Raw genomic sequence first — 17232 nt, 5'->3', positions numbered from 1 at the left:
GACCACGATCGCGACCAAGACCAAGGGAGGGAACATGGACGAAGAGATGGAGATGATCTGCTTCCAGATCATCAGCTGCGTGGGCACCGCCAAGTCCTGCTACATCAACTCGATCGCCAAGGCCCAGGAGGGCGACTTCGAGGCGGCGGCCGAGCTCGTCAAGCAGGGCGACGAGGCCTACGCCGGCGGACACGACGTTCACATGCAGCTGCTCACGGCCGAGGCCAACGGCGAGCGCAAGAGCACCCCGCTTCTGCTCCTGCACGCCGAGGACCAGATGGCCGGCGCCGAGACCTGCAAGCTCATGGCGCAGAACTTCGCCAACGTCTACCGCGAGCTTCTCGACCTCCGCGCCAAGGTGGCCGAGTAGGGACTGCCTGCCGGCGCTTGAGCGCCGCCGCACAACCGCATGCACATCGTACTTTGAAGGGCGCTGCCGGAGACGGTAGCGCCCTTTTGAGAACTCAACGAGGTTTTCCGACAGAAGGGAGCCAGGACATGGCCGAGAAGAACGCGGGCGCCGTCGAGCGCCGTCCCATCAAGATCGCCACCATCGGCGGTGGCTCGAGCTACACCCCGGAGCTCGTGGAGGGCTTCATCAAGCGCTACGACTCCTGCCCGGTGCGCGAGCTCTGGCTCGTTGACGTCCCCGAGGGCGAGGAGAAGCTCAAGATTGTGGGCGGCCTCGCGCAGCGCATGGTCAAGGCCGCTGGCCTGCCGATGGAGGTGCACCTCACGCTCGACCGCCGCGAGGCGCTCGCCGGCGCGGACTTCGTGACCACGCAGTTTCGCGTGGGGCAGCTCGACGCCCGCATCAAGGACGAGCGCATCGCCCTCAAGCATGGCCTCATCGGCCAGGAGACCAACGGCGCGGCCGGCATGTTCAAGGCCCTGCGCACCATCCCGGTGATCTTTGACATCATCCGCGACATGGAGGAGCTCTGCCCGGACGCCTGGCTCGTCAACTTCACCAACCCGGTGGGCATCGTGACCGAGGCCGTGCTGCGCTACACCAGCTGGAAGAAGATCATCGGCCTCTGCAACTGCCCGATCTCGATGCGATTTGGCATCGCAAAGTGGATGGACGTGGACCCCGACCGGGTGCGCATGGAGCTCTCCGGCCTCAACCACCACTTCTTCGTGACCGACGTCTTCATCGACGGCAAGAGCCGCTTCGACGAGGTGCTCGAGCGTTACTGCACGCTGCCCGTCGACGAGCTGGGCACCATGAAGAACATCATGGCGATCCCCTGGTCCAACCGCCTCGTGCGCGGCCTGCACGCCATCCCGGTGTCCTACCTCAACTACTACTTCTCCACGCGCGAGGAGCTCGAGCAGCTCGAGCGCGACTACGAGGCGCACGGCGTGCGCGCCGAGGTGGTCAAGCAGGTGGAGGCCGAGCTCTTCGAGCTCTATAAGGACGCCGAGCTGCACGTCAAGCCCAAGCAGCTCGAGGAGCGCGGCGGTGCCCACTACTCCGACGCGGCCTGCTCCGTGATCGACTCCATCGTGAACGACCGCGGAGACGTCCAGTACGTGGACGTGCAGAACCGCGGCACCGTCACGAGCCTGCCCTACGAGAGCGCCGTGGAGTGCGCCTGCGTGATCACCGGCGACGGCCCCAAGCCCATCGTGGTGGGGGAGCTCTCGCCCGCGATCAACGGCACCATCCAGATGATCAAGAGCTTTGAGCGCATGGTGGCCGAGGCCGCCGTGACCGGCAACAAGGACGTGGCCGTGGCGGCGCTGGTGGCCAACAAGCTCTGCGACTCTGACGCCGTGGCCAACGCGGTCTTCGACGAGCTCTGCGAGGCCCACAAGGACTACCTCCCCGAGTTCGCGTAGGCACGACGCCCGGAGGCCGCCAGGTCCCTGCTCTGCCTGCGCCCCGCGCGACAAGGCCGCGCGGGGCGCCGCTATGCGCGAAGGGGCTCGGGCTGGCGGCGTGGGCGCCCTGCGCGGGGATGTGCGGCGAGACGCGCGCGGACGCTCGCCACGGTGACGAAGGTTGCGTGCCCCTTCGTGAAGCCCTCGAGTCTGCCCGACTTGATCATCTGCGAAATGCGCGGTCGCGAGACCCCGAGCGCCTGTGCCGCCTCGCTTGCCGTCATCGTGTCAATGGCCTCAAGCGAGGAGCTCACGCCGATGAGACAGACGCTCCCGCCGCGGAGGGGCTCGTTTCCCAGTGTGGGAGAGGGGGGGCACGCGCCCGCCATGAGCCAGTGCTCCACCTCCCCCCTCAGCCAATCGGCTGCCATGGCAGCGGCTTCTTCGAAGGTGGGCGCCTCGGTCCCGCCCTCAAGGCCAAAGGGAAGGGCGAGGATCGTCCCCTCGCTCTCAAAGAGCTCGAACTCAGCCATGAAGAACATGCTCGTCATCCCTCGTCTCGTCGGTGATGCCCGCCTGCCGCTTGATTCTCGCGAAGAGCTGGTTGCTGATCTCGCGGTGCCGGGGAACCTGCGTGAAGTGGGTTCCGTCGGTCCAGTGCTCATGATTGGTGCCGCCCGTGGGGTGAAGGCCCGCCCTCCTGAGACAGTCAATGACCTCGCGCCTCTTGACCACGTCTTCCATCCTAACAGATAAATATTAAGTTAGATAAGAGTTATCGGGTTGCGAAGAGAGCGCTGCGGCATCACGCCACAAAGACGGCGACGGTGCGGGTCTGCGGATAGAAGGCGCGGCCGTTGCAGGTCACGAGGACGAGGGCGCGCTCGGCCGCGGCGACGAGCTCGTCCGCGCCCGTGCGCGCGGCGCTCGCCTCGCCGCAGGCCCAGGCGAGCCACGAGCGAAGCTCCTCGGCATCAGGGAACGAGAAGCGCTGCCAGCGTGCGTCCGCCATGTCGACGCTCGCGGCGCAGAGCGGCTCGAAGGCCGTCGCGCCTTCGGGGGTCTCCCAGGTCGCATCCCCCACGGCATCGAGCGCCTCCTGCTCGAAGAGCGGGGACACGTCATGGAAGAGGTAGCTCTCATAGGCGGTGCGGTGACCGTAGACCACCATCGCCTCGCCCTCCGCCTCGCAGCGATGGTCGAGGTAGGGCGTGCCGGTCTCCGAGGGCTGCCCCCAGAGGTCGGTGTAGAGCCAGGCGTCCGGGTCGCGTGATCGGGCCGCGACCACCGGCACGTCGACGGTGGTCCCGTCAACGCGCAGCCAGGCGCAGGCCTCGGGGTTCTGGGCAAGAAGGACGTCCCATGCCACGGCCTGCGCGTCCCCGGGCGTCTCGGCGGCACCGGTCTCGTCCTCGACCGGCGCCACCTGGCGCGCGAGCTCGCGGTAGCTGGCGGCGACGGCGCCGTCACGGGCTATGGCTGCCGTTCCGAGGGCGGCGGTCGAGACGCCCACGGTGATGAGGAAGGTGCACGCGGCTCGCGCGAGCCTCATGGGCTGCCTCCTTTCTCGGGTCCCGGCCCGGCGGGCGATCGCTCGGGCCGGGACCCACGTCATGAGGGGTGTTCTCCGTGTCGTGCGCCGTCAGCGTCTCGGGCAGCGCCGCGGGCCCTGCCGGACCCGAACGACGGTCGCGGCTATCGCCACGCCCACGCCAAAGACGATGAGTAGCGTTCCCGCGCCGCTCTGGCCGGTGTTGGGGAAGGACTCCCCGCCGCCCGACGCGGGGCCGGCGTCATCAGTCTCGTCATCTGCCGGCGCGTCGTTGCCGGGAGCCTCGACCTCGCCTGCGACCTCGACGGTTGCGGTGGCCTCGAGCGGCTCCTCCAGCCCCTCTCCCTCGAGAAGGGCCGTGTTGACGAGCGTCTCGCCTGCGAGCGCCTCGTCCTCGACGAGTGCCTCGTAGGCAAGCTCGACCACGTCGCCGACGGCGAGCTTGTCGAGCTCGAGCACAAGGTCCGTGCCCTCCAGGGTGGGGATGACGCCCTCGCACGGCTCGCCGTTGAGGCGCACCTCGAAGCTCTGCTCGTCGATGACGACGCCCTCGGGCAGCCCGGAGTCGGAGAGCCTCGCCTCGGCGAGGTCCGCCCGGGCGGTGGCGGTCACGAGGTAGGACACGGTCTCGCCCACCTGTGCCACGCCCTTGTCGGCCCTCTTCTCGAGGGTCGCGGGAGCCTCGGGGGCATCGGTCGCCTCGGGAGGCTCCTCGTCGCCGGCGGGGGAGGCGGGCTCGCCCACGATCTCTACCGTCGCCTCGTCCTCGAGCGGCTCGGGCAGGTCAGGGGAGGAGAGGCGGGCGACGTTGGTCGCCGCGGCCCCTTCCGCGCCCTCCCGCGCCACGGCCTCGTAGGCGACCTCGATCACGTTGCCGGAGCGCAGCCCTCCCAGGGCGAGCGAGAAGCCCGTGCCCTCGACGGAGGGCGTGGTGTCCAGGGCGTTGCCGTCGATCGAGACGCGGATCGTTGCGGGGTCGATCTGCACGCCCTCGGGCAGACCCTCGTCGACGAGAGTCGCGCCGGAGAGGTCCGTGCCACAGACGGCCCTCACGGCGTAGGAGATCACCTCGCCGACCTTGACGCTCGCGGCGGAGGCCGTCTTGTCGAGGATGGTCTGCGACGCGTCGACGACGCTCACGGTCGCCGTGGCCTCGAGCGGCTCGTCGATCGACTCGGAGGTGAGGGTCGCAACGTTGGTCACGTCGGTCCCCGTGAGCTCCTCGGCCTCTGCCGTGGCGTCATAGGAGACGCGCACGGTCTCGCCGGGGCGCAGGTCCCCGAAGGGGATCGAGAACGCGTTGCCCTCAATCTGCGCGTTCACGGGCGTGACCTCGCGGTCGTTCAGCCAGGCGCGGATGCTCGCCATGTCGACGGGCATGCCCTCGGGCAAGCTCGCGTCCGAGACGACGACCGCCTGAGCGCCGTCGGAGTCCTTGGGGACCGTCGCCTCGACGACGTAGGAGACGGTCTCCCCGACGTGGATCCTCTCGCGGTTCGCGCACTTCTCGAGCGTGACGGCCGGCTCGTCCAGGGGAACGGTGACGCTTGCGTCGTCGCGCAGCGGCTCCTCGAGCGTGGACGAGGTGAGCGTGGCGGTGTTCACGACGGAGGTGCCGAGAAGCGCCTCGTCGCGCACCTGAGCCCGGTAGGTGACGCGCGCGACGTCCCCGGGCCCGAGGTCGCCGAGGTGCGCGGCGAAGCCGTTGCCCTCGACGTCAAGCTGGAAGTCGTCGACGTCAACGCCGTTGACCTCGAGCGTGACGCCGCGCAGGTCAACGGGCATGCCCTCGGGGAGGCTCTTGTCGGTGATGACCACGTCTTTTGCGGGATGGTCTGCGACGGTGGCGCTGAGCGTGTAGGTGGCCCACTCGCCCACGCGCACGGTGTCGCGGTCGACGGACTTCTCGAGGGTCACGACGGAGTAGGGGTCGATGACCCTGACGAGGTTGTCGTCGGTGCCGCCGACGGTGTTGGTGGCGTTGGCCTGCGCGACGTTGTGGAGCGTCGTGCCGGCCTTCTCGAAGGTGACGTCGTAGGTGACGGTGATCGACTCCTCGTCGGCGAGGTCGACGCCGGTCTCGAGCGTGAAGCCCACGATCTTGCCGGAGTCGTCGCTGACATACTGCGGCTCGGCCTGGATGGCCTGCCCGTCGGGGCCGACCGCGTGCACCGAGCCGTGGACGATGGAGGCGACGTCGCGCTCGTCCATGAGGTCGGAGACGATGACGTCCTTGGCCACGTTGTCCTCGCGGGTCTGGGTGGCCACGAGCGTGTAGCGGCCGGTCTCGCCAACCTGATAGGTGTCCTTGTCAGAGGTCTTGTCGATGACGAGCCTCGGGCCCTTGACGTCGACGACCTCGTCGTCGGTGGTGGCGGTGTTGGGCTCGTCGGAGACGACGAGCGCCGTGTTGTCGACCGTCTGGCCGGCGAGCTCGGCGTCCTCGATCTTGACGCGGTAGCAGACCACGATCTCAGTCTCGCAGGAGAGCGAGCCGGGGCGCGGGCTCTGCTGGTCGATGTCGAGCGGGTTGGAGCCGTCGAGCCAGACGATGCCGCCGTCGCGCCAGACCGGCCGTCCCGGGATGGCGACGGTGACCTCATCGTGGTTGGCGCCCTTGCCGTCGGCGATCGCTTGCTTGATCTGGGCGAGCACCTCGTTGAAGTCGGCCTCGGTGGTGGTCGCCTGGAGCTGCTCGTAGAGGTCGCGCATCTCGTCGGTCATACCCGCGATGAGGTCGCGATTGGTCTCGATGATGAAGGTCTCGCCGTCATAAGGGGTGTGCTTGTAGTTGATCGTGCAGGAGTCGGTGATGTCCCTGCCCTCGGAGTCATAGACCCTGATCGTGTCGTGCAGAAGCTCGACGCCCTGGGTGTGCGCGAGGTCGGAGATCACGACGTTGCGCGCGAGGGTGCCGGGCGTGGAGTTGGTGACCTTGACCTCGTAGAGCACGTCGTCGTTGACCGTGAAGGTGTCGTTGGACGCCCGCTTGTCGATCGCGAAGTGGGGCTGGTTCACCCACACGACCGCGGTGTCGTCGTCGGGCTGGCTGTTGTCGGCGGTGATCTCCGCCTTGTTCTCGATCTCCCAGCCGGAGACGGAGTCCTCGGGGTAGGCGCGGTAGACGAGCGTGACGTCGGTGCCGTAGGCGAGGTGGTCGAGGTGCATCTCCCAGCCGGTGCCCTTGGGTGAGATCTCCCAGGCCGGCGTCACGGTGACCGTCTGGTCGTGCTCGAAGTCGCCGTCGAAGGGGTCCTGCCCCTCGGCCTCGCCGACGCGGTACTGGATGTCGGCGAGCGTGCCGGAGTACTTGTCCTGGTCGCGGCTCATCGTGACCTCGGCCCCGTCCTGCCTGACGGACACGATCATGAGCGAGCCGTCGTTGTTCCGTCCCAGCCTCATGCCCTCGGGGAGGGAGTCGTCGGTGACGACGACGTCGTTGGCGACGGTGCCTGCCTGTGCGTTGCGGAAGGTGACCGTGTACTCGAAGAAGCCGGGGTCCTGGTCGGAGGCGCCGACGTAGCCCTCGTAGCGGTCCACGCCCTTCTCGACCTCGACGTTGGCCGTGTTGGCCCAGATCTCCTCGGGATCGTCCTCGTCGGGCGCGTTGGCGGCGTGGATGGAGGCCTGGTTCACGACCTCGTGCCCGTTGCCGGACTGGCGCACGCGGGCCTGGTAGGTCACCACGAGCTCGTCGCCGTAGTTGAACTTGTCGAAGCCGATGGACCACTCGTTGCCGTTGGTCTCGACCGCCGGGAGGTCCTTGACGCCGGTGGCCTGGACGCTCTCGGGGATGAGCTCGAGATACTCCGGCAGGTTGTCGGAGACGACGGTGTGGCGGCTCTGCGCGTTGGGGACGGTCTGCTGGTAGCGTACCGTGTAGGTGACGACGTCGCCGACCTCCCACTCGTAGTCGTCGGCGGACTTGTCGACGGAGAACTGGGGCTCGAGGAGCTCGACGGTGATTTCGTCGCCGGGGTTCTTGTCGCCGTTCACCTCGACGTAGCAGTTGTTGTGGACCTTGAGCGGGTCGGTGCTCGGTGCCATCTCGTCGGGGTCGGGGTACTCGGTGAGCTCGGCGTCGAAGACGAAGTGGTAGTGCTGGCCGAGCAGGTCGAGGTCCTTCAGCGCCTCTCGGTCGAACTCGAAGCGCACGGTGTTCTCGTTGGGCTCCGAGTCGTCCCCGTCGTAGATGACCTTGCCGAGATGGGTGACGTCGTTGCCCTCCTCGTCGAGCAGCCGGCCCGTGCCCTCGACGTAGCGCATCTGCGGCGGCAGCACGTCGACGATCTGGCAGGTGGTGTAGTGCCAGCCCCAGCGGCAGTTTCTCGCCTCCTCGTGCATGGTCACATCCACGTCGAAGGTGACGTGGTCGCCCACGGAGACTCCGGACGCGGGGTCGGCCGTCTTGACGGGCGGGTCGACCGGGTGGTCTGGATTGGTCGGCGGTGCCGTCAGGAAGTCGGTCGAGAGGAAGAAGATCGACTCAGCCGTCTGCCCGGCGCCGTACGAGGTACCAAAGTAGAAGCGCAGAGGCTCTCCGTAGTGGCCGCCGTCCCTGGTCGTGTCGAAATAGCCCTCGACCATGCCCTTGTGCCAGTGCTCAGGGTCGCTGTCGTCGAGGCCGAAGAGCTTCTCGGTGTAGACGAGGTTGCCCTCCTCGTTGATCTTCAGGTCCTCGTTGCCCTTCGCGATGTTTGCCTGGACCACGGAGCCGGAGAACGAGAAGCTCTGGCCGAAGTCGAGGTCGGTCGTCGTGAGGTGCCCCTTGATCTGGACGGGCGTGTCCGATCCGGTGAGAACAAACTGCACGTCGACCACGAACTCGGCGAGACACATCGAATAGAAGTTGAACGTCTGGAAGTACTTGCCCTCGGGGTCGTCAGAGACGGACTTGTAGCCCTTCAGGACCGAGATGCCGGTGTTGAGGCCCGCGAGGTGCGCGGGGAGGTCCTTCCAGGTCCAGTCGACGATGCTCACGACGGCGTCGATGTCCTGCCCGTTGTATCTGCCGCCGGTGAAGCGCAGCCAGATGGGGGTTCCCTTGGGCGTGTCCTCGGTGATTTCGACGCGCCACCCTCCGTCGCGCTTGCCGATGTTCTGGTGGCTGTTGGGGTTCTCCTCCGCAGCCGACGAGTAGGCGAGAAACGGCCTGAGGTCGTCGTACCACTGGAAGCCCTCGTAGTCGACGACCTCGTCGAACCCGATGGACCAGGAGTAGTCGGGGTCCTCGAGCTCGTCCTCGGCCATGTAGTTGATGGGGATCGGGTCGAAGTCCATGTCCAGGCCATACCCGAAGGCCCAGGCCACGGCCGGGCTCAGCGCTCCCAACAGGGTGCTCAGCAGCAGCGCGAACGTCATCAGCGCGGCGCGGGCGCGCTCGCGCAGAGGACGCCGGGCCCCCGCGGGCCCTCGCGGCCTTCCCTTCGCTCTTGCAGTCCTCATGTGCCCTCTTTCTCTTGATGTGCGCGATGCGAGCCGCGCGCCTGCGTGGCGGACGCGTTCCCTCCCTTCTCCTGCGCCGCCCGCCGCCCCGTGTGGGGCCCGTCAGGTCGTGGACGTCCGCCTGGGGACGTTTGTGCTTCGTTTGCGGCGTCTGCCCTCTCGCGGCAGGTGGAAGGGGAGGATAGCGCGGTGTCGCTGACGCGCGTCTGCCTCCGAGCTCCCGGGGAGCTTTCAGCGGCAGGCAGCGGGGTCGCGGGCTCTCGTGGGGAGGTGCGAGCGGTCGGCGGACGGTCTCGTTTTCGCCGCCGGCGCGCGCCATCGTCCGCGGGCGCGCCCTCGACGGGTACGATGTGGCTCGAGAGGCCACGTTTTGAGCGGAGGGCGACCATGCCGTTTTCCATCGTTCGCAACGACATCTCGCGCATGGGCGCGGACGCGCTGGTCAACGCCGCCAACGAGCGCCTGGCTCCCGGCGGGGGCGCGTGCGGGGCGCTCTATGCAGCCGCGGGCTTTGACCGCATGCTCGAGGCGTGCCGCGCGATCGGCGGCTGCCCGATGGGCGGAGCCGTGACGACGCCCGGCTTTGACCTGCCGTGCCGCTGGGTCGTCCATGCGGTCGGTCCCGTCTGGGGCGGCGGGGGCCATGGCGAGGAGGCGCTGCTGCGTCGCTGCTATCAGAGCGTCTTTGCCGAGGTGGAGCGGCTCGGGGCGGAGTCTGTCGCCTTCCCGCTCATATCCGCTGGCATCTACGGGTACCCCGTCGCGGAGGCGCTCGAGGTCGCGCGCGAGGAGGCCGCGGCGTTTCTCGACCGCCGCCCGGACGTTGACGTGACGCTCGTCGTGTTCTCGCGCGACGTCGTGGCCGCGGGCGTAGCGCTCATGGGCGAGCTGCGCGAGTTCATCGGAGACGCGTACGTGGAGGAGAGCCCCTTCATGTGCGACCGCCGCGCCGAGCTCGACATGGCGACGCCGATGACCGGGCGCTCGGTCCCCGCTCCCCGCGCTGTCGCCCGATGCGCCGCGGCGCCCGAGTCAAAAGACGAGCTCGTCGAGCGCCTGGCGCACCTCGACGCGTCCTTCTCTCAGGCCCTTCTCGCCCTGATCGACGAGCGTGGCCTCACGGACGCGGAGGTCTACAAGCGCGCCAACCTGAGCCGGCAGCTCTTCTCCAAGATTCGCTCCCGCGCGGACTATCGCCCGAGCAAGCCCACGGCCGTGGCGCTGGCGATGGCGCTCGGGCTCTCGCTGGGCGAGACGCGCGCGCTTCTTGCCCGGGCGGGGCTCGCGCTCTCGCGAAGCAGCAGGTTCGACGTGATCGTGGAGTTCTACCTCGCGCGCGGCGTGCATGACGTCATGACCGTCAACGAGGCGCTCTTCTCCTTTGACCAGCCGCTGATCGGCTCCTCGTAACCTTCACGTTGGGAACCCGCACGTTGGGGACTGTCCCCAACGTGCGGGTGGTGCCCTGCCGGCAGATGTCCCCCGGCGGTTTACCTCTGGCGCGCGTCGGCCGCGTAACCTCCCAGTCGAAGGCAGTTGCGACGAAGGAGGCAGAGATGGGAAAAGACACGGGGCGCACCGAGATCGTCTTCATCCTCGACGCGAGTGGCTCGATGGCGGGTCTGGAGGACGACACGATCGGCGGTTTCAACAGCCTGGTCGAGAGGAGCCGCGAGGAGCCGGGGGAGGCCACGGTCTCCACGATCCTCTTCTCGAACGAGTCGCGCGTGGTGCACGACCGCCTGGACATCCGACGGGTGCCGCGCCTGACCCGGCGCGACTACCGCTGCTGCGGCTGCACGGCGCTTCTCGACGCGGTGGGCGGGGCGATCAAGCACGTCGACCTGGTGCAGGACGTGCTCCCGGAGGGCTACCGAGCCGACAAGGTGCTCTTTGTCGTCACCACCGACGGCATGGAGAACGCGAGCCGGCGCTTCACCTACCCGCGCGTCAGGCGCATGATCGAGCGTCGGCGCGAGCGGGGCTGGGAGTTTCTCTTCATCGGCGCCAACATCGACGCCGCCGCCGAGGCGGGACAGCTGGGAATCGCCCCGGAGCGCGCGGCGGACTATCTCGCGGACGCACGCGGTACGGAGGTGCTCTACGAGGCCATGGCGACTGCCGTCGCGCAGGTGCGCGCGAGCGCCCCGGGGACGGGGATCTCGGACGCGTGGCGCGCGGGCGTCGACGCCGACGTGCGGGCACGACGCCGGTAGCGGGACGTCACGGACCGCGGGTCGTGGCACGAGCGAGCCTGGTGCCGCGGCGCAATGGAGACGCTATCCCGTTGCGCTGTGACGCCGGGCTCGTCGGTCATCTTCCTCGTTGAGCCGCTCTGCGAGCCAAATCTTCACCAGAGACTGTCGCGTCACGCCGTACTCCTCGGCGTATCTGTCCAGGCGGGAGACCATGTGGGCGGTCATGTCCACGCTCATGCGGCGTTGGGCCTGACGAGGGCGCTCGAAGGTCGCCTCGTCGGCGTAGGGGAGGACCTCCTTGCCGCTGTCAAAGAGCTCGTCGATGCGGTCTGAGGTTGCCTTCTCAGCCATGGTATCGCCCCACTTCCGCCTTGCTTGACGCTCGCGCCGAGATGATTCGGACTCGTTCCTCCTGGCCGCCGCGATAGGTGATGATCGCCGAAAGGTATCGGGAACGGGCTACTCGGCCAACGACTAGCCATCGGTTCTCGGGATCATCTGCCACCTTGACGCGATAGTGCAGGGGATCGTTCCAGATTTCGCGCGCCTCCCAAAAGGTAACTCCGTGCTTCTTGAAGTTCGACTCGTTTTTCCTGCGGTTCCGCTCAAACTCCGGTCCGTCTTCCATTATGACCCGTTTCTAAGCTGTATGAACATAAAAACACTGCAAAAATCGTGCTATACCGTTATGCTTCGAGTGTATCGAGCCAATGAGTCGCCCGTCTGCCTTGCGGCTGACGTGGAGCTTCGCCCCGCAGGTGGGGCTGGCCAAGGAGGACGCCTCACGCACGCATCTATCGGCGAGCGGTCTTGCACTCGTCGTGGGCGGCGTTGGTGCCCGACGAACCAACGAGGCGCACGTACGGAACGCCGTCGGACGACCTCTCGAGCCAACGTCGCCATGAAGGTAGGCGCGAGGGACGAGCGGGCTCTCCGCCCGCTCCGCTACACTGAGGTGCGAAATGACCCGCATCCTCGGATCCTCGCATCAAGCGGGAACGGAGCCGCCATGACCGCGCTCGAACTCATGCGCTCGGACGAGCCCTATGCCGTGAGCTACCTCGACGTGCCCAACCACCTGCAGGCTCGCGCGCAGAAGCTCTGCTGGCGCTTCAACCAGTTGGACCCGACGGACGTCGATGGCCGCGCCGCCATCCTGGGCGAGCTCTTCGGCACCTGGCACCCGCGCGCCACGGTCAAGCCCGTCTTTCGCTGCGACTACGGCTTCAACGTCCACTTCCGCGGGTTTGCGCTCGTGAACTACAACTGCGTCCTTCTCGACACCTCGCCCATCCGCATCGGCGAGGGAACATTCATCGCGCCAGGCTGCGTGCTCGCCTGTGCGGGCCATGCCGTGGACCCCGAGCAGCGCGTGGAGGGCATCCAGACCTCGGCGCCCATCACCATTGGCGACAACGTGTGGCTCGGCGCCAACGTCACCGTCTGCGGCGGCGTGACCATCGGCGACGGGGCCGTCATCGGGGCGGGCAGCGTGGTCACGCGCGACGTACCCGCGGGCATGCTCGCGGCGGGCGTCCCGTGCCGCGTTATCCGCGCGGTGGGGCCGGACGACCGTCTCGCGCTCACGCCGCTCGACAGAGGCTAGTTGTCGCTGCGTGAGAAGCCGTTTCGCATCCGCATGCTCGCCTCGTAGAGCACCTTGTCGAGAAGGCCCTCGGTCTGACGGCGGCACTCGTTGGCGATGGCGGCGTTGCAGGCCACGAGGTCGCCGCCCTGCTCGTCGCAGGCGCGCACCATCGCGGCGCAGCGAGCCGTGAGGGCCTCCTGGTAGCGCTCGACGTGCGGCAGGCACGCCCCGTAGGCGGCGTCGGCGAGCGCGCCGACGAGGCGGTTGGCCCAATAGAAGTTCTCGCTGGTTACACGCGTGGTCGTGTCCTCGAAGTAGGCAGGCGTCTCGGTGACGCCCGCGTAGAGCGGCACGAGCGCGTTGAAGGCGTTGGAGCCGTACGCGACCCACTGCAGCGCCGCGCGCTCCGCCGGCACGTAGGGGCGCAGCTGGAGCACCGCGAGCTGGCTGTTGCGGTTGATGCCGATCGGGCGGTAGCGGCCGCGCGTGGCCTCGGTGCCCGCGGAGCCGTAGGGGTCGTACGGCGTGCCCTGGTAGTGGAGCGACAGCACGTACTTGACGTCCTCGATCGTGATCTTGCGCTCGGGCTCTCGGCACCAGGGCAGGCAGTCGCTCTCGGGGCCAAAGTCCTCGGCGGGCGCGGCCGTGTTCCAGTTGCCGGCGTGCGGGTTGAGAAAGCGCTGCATGGCCCAGGCGCGCGGCGTGTTGTAGACGTGGTCGGAGTCCGAGTGGCTGCCGAAGGTGTCGCGCGGATTGAAGTGCGCGCCGCGCATGCCGATGGTGAGGTCGAGATGGTTTGTTGCCATCCACTCGCGCAGGTCCGCCGAGCAGAGGCTCTCCTCCTGGGCGCCGAAGGCGTCGTCGAGGTCGAAGTCGTCGATGCCCAGCTGGTTGGGCATCGTGACGTAGGAGTCGTCGGGCACGCGCCGCGCGATCCAGTGGTGGCCGCCCACGGTCTCGAGCCACCAGATCTCGTCGGCGTCGGAGAAGGCGACGCCGTTCATCTCGTAGGTGCCGTAGCGCTCGAGCAGCGCGCCCAGGCGCATGACGCCGTCGCGGGCGCTCGTGGCGTAGGGGAGCACGAGGGTGACCATGTCCTCCTCGCCGATGCCGCCGGGCGTGCCCGCCTCGGCGTCGTAGCGCACGAGCGGGTCGGCCGCGAGCACGCGCTCGTTTGAGGTGATGGTCTCCGTGGCGCTCATCCCGACGTTGCGCTCGTTGAAGCCGGCCTCCTCCCAGAGGCCCTCCTTGAGGTCGGCGTTGGGAAGCGCCGTGTAGCGCATGCCGGGCTCGGGGAGCTCGATCTCGAGGTGCGAGAGGACGCTTCTGTAGACGGTGCCGGCGGCAGGGGCCTCGCGTGCGACGAAGCGCTTGGGGCAGAACTCGCCGTTGGACGAGTCCTCGTTGCGGGCGACAATCGTGGATCCGTCGTAGCTGGCCTTCTTGCCAACGAGAATGGTGGTGCAGGGCATGGGTCCTCCTTCGCGCGCCTCGGCGCCGCTCGCCGACGCGCCGTCATCTGCGTCGCCACCATCTTAGCGATATGCCAGACTGAGATCGTCCCCGTTTGCCGAGGAGGGGAGGACCCGTGATCAGCATGAGCGCCAAGATCGGCGTCTCCGCTGCGACGAGCATGGCGTCGCAGGCCATCGGGCGTCTGGGCACGACCGTGGAGCAGGCGGGCGAGATGGGTCGCACGTGGGATGACTGCTCCGTGCGCGTGATCGTGGCGGAGAAGTATTTCATGCGAATCGGGAGCTTTGCGAGCCTCACGGTCATGGTCTCGGGCGACGCCGAGTCCTCGCGCGTGGATGCGGTGGCGTCGGGTGCCGGAGACGGCCTGCTCAACTTCAACTGGGGTGCGCGGCAGGACTTCGAGGAGGACTTCCGCCGACAGATGCGCGACCTGGGGTACGCGTAGCGCGACGGCCCTTTCCCGCGGCAGGCACGTCTGCAAAACAGGTCTCCGATCCATATTTGCCGGCTCCGGAAAACAAAAGCGGGCTTCGATCCATGAGTTTTTCGGCAATTTGGCCGGCATGAGAACGTTGCCGGTGAGCGAATCCTGCGCAAACGCCCTCGAAGGCGTTTGCGGCAAGGCGCCGAGGCCGATTTTTCCATGGATCGAAGACGGCTTTTGCTTTCACGGGCAGCGGAATATGGATCGTAGAGCGCTTTTGCAGTCTCCTTCCGCAGCGTGCCGATCGCGCCTCGTCTGTGGCCGTGATATTGCCCGCGCGTGACGCTCCGTTGCGGCGCGCCCCTGGGCGCGCGATACTATACGGGCACGTTTCACACGCCCGGAGGTACCCATGTCCATGAAGTTCAAGCGTCTCCTGCCCATCCCCAAGGACATTCGAGCCGAGATGCCGCTCTCTGCCGAGATGACCGCCCGCAAGGCCGACTTCGACAGGAGCGTCGCCGACGTTCTCTCCGGACGTGACGAGCGCCTGCTGCTCATCATCGGCCCGTGCTCGGCCGACCGCGAGGACTCGGTGCTGGACTACGCCACCCGCCTGGCCGCCCTCGCCGAGACCGTCAAGGACCGCCTCGTCGTCATCCCGCGCGTCTACACCAACAAACCGCGCACCAAGGGCACGGGCTACAAGGGCCTGCTGCACAACCCCAACCCGGAGGCGGCGGACGACCTGCTCGAGGGCGTCAAGGCAATCCGTCGCATGCACCTGCGCGTGGTGGAGGAGACGGGCCTCTTCACCGCGGACGAGATGCTCTATCCCACCAACTACCAGTACCTCATCGACCTTCTGGCATACATCGCGGTGGGCGCGCGCTCCGTCGAGAACCAGGAGCACCGCCTGGTGGCCTCCGGCGTCCCCATGCCCGTGGGCATGAAGAATCCCACGGGTGGCTCCACCGACGTCATGCTCAACTCCATCTATGCCGCCCAGCAGCCGCAGACCTTCATCTTCCGAAACTGGGAGGTCTCGACAACGGGCAACCCGCTCGCCCACGCCGTGCTGCGTGGCTACGTGGGCCTCGACGGCATCAACTACCCCAACTATCACTACGAGTACCTCGAGCGCCTGGCGGAGAAGTATACGGCGGCGAGCTTTGAGAACCCCGCCGCGGTCATCGACTGCAACCACGACAACTCGGGCAAGCGGCCGTTCCAGCAGATTCGCATCTGCCACGAGGTCCTCGACTCGATGAGCCGTTCGGACACGATCCGTCGTCTCGTGCGCGGCTTCATGGTCGAGTCCTACCTCGTGGACGGCAACCAGCCGGTCACCGGGTCCACCTACGGCCAGTCCATCACGGACGCGTGCCTGGGCTGGGAGAAGACCGAGCGCCTCGTGAAGGAGATCGCCGAGCGCGCGTAGCGACGCCCGGGCGTCCGGCCTACCTGCCGCGCTCGGCGCGACGGGCGGCGCGGGCGTCGAGTGCGATCTGGCGCAGCTCCTTGGCGCGCGCCGGCTTCATCGCGGGCACGCCCTTGAGCGGGTACTCCAGCCCGAGCTTCTCGTACTTGGGCTTGCCCATCGTGTGGTAGGGGAGCAGGTCGAGCCCCACGACGTTGTCCCAGTTCCCGATGATGCGGCCCACTGCGGCGACCTCCTCCTCGGAGTCGGTGATGCCGGGGACGACCACGTGGCGGATCAGCGTGGGGATGCGCCGGCGCGCGAGCTCGTCTCCGAGCTCGAGGGCATGGCTTGCGGGCAGGCCGCAGAGCTCCTCGTGGCGAGCCGCGTCGGAGGTCTTGATGTCCAGGAGCACCATGTCGGTGGCGTCGAGCAGCTCGGAGAAGCGCGCGGCGCCCGCGGCGGAGTAGGTTGCCCCGGAGGTGTCCAGGCAGGTGTGGATGCGCCCGGCCGGCGCCGCGTGGGCGGCGCGGAACAGCGCCGCGACGAAGTCGGGCTGGGCCATCGGCTCGCCGCCGGTGACGGTGATGCCGCCGCGCTTGTAGAACGGGCGGTTGCGCTCGTAGCGCTCGAGCAGCTCGCCCACGGTCACGCTGGTGCCGGGACCGGTGCCGTCGGCGCGGGCGAACTCCCAGGTGTCGGGGTTGTGGCAGTACTGACAGCGCATCGGGCAGCCCTGGCAGAACACCACGAACCGCGTGCCGGGCCCGTCCACCGTGCCAAAGCTCTCGGTTGAGTGCACCCTTCCGCCCACGTCAACGTCGCGAGCACGATCCTCGGTTCCCACAGTCACATCCGCACCTTCCACCCAGATTCGTCATACAACCATGATAGACAGAAGCGGGCGGGGAGGTTGCGGAGCAAAGTATCTGAGCGCCAGAGGCGCGAAGCACTTTGCGAAGCAACCTCCCCGCCCGCCTTACGGACAGGTCAGGTTGACCTTACATCGCCTCGTGGAAGGTACGGGAGATGACGTCGTCCTGCTGCTTCTTGGTGAGGGAGTTGAACTTCACCGCGTAGCCGGAGACGCGAATGGTGAGCTGCGGGTACTTCTCGGGGTGGGCCTGGGCGTCAAGCAGGGTCTCCTTGGTGAAGACGTTGACGTTGAGGTGGTGGCCGCCCTCCTCGACATAGCCGTCGATCATGCTGACGAGGTTATCGACCTGCTCGGCAGAAGCGCTCATGTGAGTTCCTTTCTCGTATGGGTCGCCCGCGAGGGGCGACCCCCTGTTTCTCACAGTG

General features: G+C 67.6%; 15 protein-coding genes. 7 read left to right on the top strand and 8 right to left on the bottom strand.

Annotated elements, in window-relative coordinates; all coding sequences use genetic code 11:
* The first annotated feature begins 34 nt into the window (after nt 1-34).
* Both B5F85_RS00965 and B5F85_RS00960 read left to right on the top strand, forming a co-directional pair.
* Nucleotides 35-370 (top strand): PTS lactose/cellobiose transporter subunit IIA, encoded by a 336-nt coding sequence (locus B5F85_RS00965; protein WP_087313509.1) that lies wholly within the window; start codon nt 35-37, stop codon nt 368-370.
* A gap of 128 nt (nt 371-498) precedes the next feature.
* Nucleotides 499-1845, top strand: coding sequence for a 6-phospho-beta-glucosidase (locus B5F85_RS00960; protein ID WP_087313507.1), 1347 nt, complete (start codon nt 499-501; stop codon nt 1843-1845).
* Between the two features lie 71 nt (nt 1846-1916).
* Here the strand turns inward: B5F85_RS00960 and B5F85_RS00955 are convergent, their stop codons facing one another.
* From B5F85_RS00955 to B5F85_RS00940, 4 genes are all read right to left on the bottom strand, one after another.
* Nucleotides 1917-2369: a helix-turn-helix domain-containing protein gene (locus tag B5F85_RS00955; protein WP_087313505.1), complete on the bottom strand. Its 453-nt coding sequence runs from the start codon at nt 2367-2369 to the stop codon at nt 1917-1919.
* Nucleotides 2353-2562 carry a hypothetical protein gene (locus B5F85_RS00950; RefSeq protein ID WP_087313503.1) on the bottom strand — a complete coding sequence of 70 codons (210 nt, stop codon included), beginning with the start codon at nt 2560-2562 and terminating at the stop codon, nt 2353-2355. The genes B5F85_RS00955 and B5F85_RS00950 overlap by 17 nt, the downstream gene beginning before the upstream one ends.
* Nucleotides 2563-2632: 70 nt before the next feature.
* Complete coding sequence (locus tag B5F85_RS00945; protein WP_087313501.1) at nt 2633-3379, bottom strand: class B sortase; 747 nt, start codon at nt 3377-3379, stop codon at nt 2633-2635.
* A 90-nt stretch (nt 3380-3469) separates the two neighbouring features.
* The gene (locus B5F85_RS00940) at nt 3470-8824 is read right to left on the bottom strand and encodes an isopeptide-forming domain-containing fimbrial protein (RefSeq protein ID WP_087313499.1); all 5355 of its coding nucleotides are present in this window, start codon (nt 8822-8824) and stop codon (nt 3470-3472) included.
* A 387-nt stretch (nt 8825-9211) separates the two neighbouring features.
* On the opposite strand from B5F85_RS00940, the gene B5F85_RS00935 reads away from it, so the two are divergent.
* The gene (locus B5F85_RS00935) at nt 9212-10234 is read left to right on the top strand and encodes a macro domain-containing protein (RefSeq protein WP_087313497.1); all 1023 of its coding nucleotides are present in this window, start codon (nt 9212-9214) and stop codon (nt 10232-10234) included.
* 146 nt (nt 10235-10380) lie between these two features.
* Entirely contained in the window at nt 10381-11040 is a 660-nt protein-coding gene (locus tag B5F85_RS00930) for a vWA domain-containing protein (RefSeq protein WP_087313495.1), read from the top strand.
* 63 nt (nt 11041-11103) lie between these two features.
* On the opposite strand, the gene B5F85_RS00925 is transcribed toward B5F85_RS00930, so the two are convergent.
* The gene (locus tag B5F85_RS00925) at nt 11104-11373 is read right to left on the bottom strand and encodes a hypothetical protein (RefSeq protein ID WP_087313493.1); all 270 of its coding nucleotides are present in this window, start codon (nt 11371-11373) and stop codon (nt 11104-11106) included.
* 658 nt (nt 11374-12031) lie between these two features.
* Between B5F85_RS00925 and B5F85_RS00915 the strand changes: the two genes are divergently transcribed.
* On the top strand, nt 12032-12628 hold the full coding sequence (locus tag B5F85_RS00915) for a sugar O-acetyltransferase (RefSeq protein WP_087313489.1): 597 nt from the start codon (nt 12032-12034) through the stop codon (nt 12626-12628).
* Here the strand turns inward: B5F85_RS00915 and B5F85_RS00910 are convergent.
* Nucleotides 12625-14082 (bottom strand): C69 family dipeptidase, encoded by a 1458-nt coding sequence (locus B5F85_RS00910; RefSeq protein ID WP_087313487.1) that lies wholly within the window; start codon nt 14080-14082, stop codon nt 12625-12627. The two genes, B5F85_RS00915 and B5F85_RS00910, sit on opposite strands and share 4 nt — an antisense overlap.
* A 125-nt stretch (nt 14083-14207) precedes the next feature.
* Between B5F85_RS00910 and B5F85_RS00905 the strand changes: the two genes are divergently transcribed.
* Both B5F85_RS00905 and B5F85_RS00900 read left to right on the top strand, forming a co-directional pair.
* On the top strand, nt 14208-14531 hold the full coding sequence (locus B5F85_RS00905) for a DUF6054 family protein (protein WP_239386561.1): 324 nt from the start codon (nt 14208-14210) through the stop codon (nt 14529-14531).
* Nucleotides 14532-14922: 391 nt separating this feature from the next.
* The gene (locus tag B5F85_RS00900) at nt 14923-15951 is read left to right on the top strand and encodes a 3-deoxy-7-phosphoheptulonate synthase (protein ID WP_087313483.1); all 1029 of its coding nucleotides are present in this window, start codon (nt 14923-14925) and stop codon (nt 15949-15951) included.
* Nucleotides 15952-15970: 19 nt separating this feature from the next.
* On the opposite strand, the gene pflA is transcribed toward B5F85_RS00900, so the two are convergent.
* Nucleotides 15971-16783, bottom strand: coding sequence for a pyruvate formate-lyase-activating protein (gene pflA / locus B5F85_RS00895; RefSeq protein ID WP_204204588.1), 813 nt, complete (start codon nt 16781-16783; stop codon nt 15971-15973).
* A 148-nt stretch (nt 16784-16931) separates the two neighbouring features.
* A complete protein-coding gene (gene grcA3 / locus B5F85_RS00890) occupies nt 16932-17228 on the bottom strand; it encodes an autonomous glycyl radical cofactor GrcA3 (protein ID WP_255373635.1) in 297 nt (98 codons plus the stop codon).
* Nucleotides 17229-17232: the final 4 nt, after the last annotated feature.

Source organism: Olsenella sp. An293, from assembly GCF_002159495.1.
Taxonomy (GTDB): Bacteria; Actinomycetota; Coriobacteriia; order Coriobacteriales; family Atopobiaceae; genus Thermophilibacter.
The sequence above is the reverse complement of the archived record's forward strand: the minus strand, read 5'-3'. Positions and strand labels throughout refer to the sequence as shown.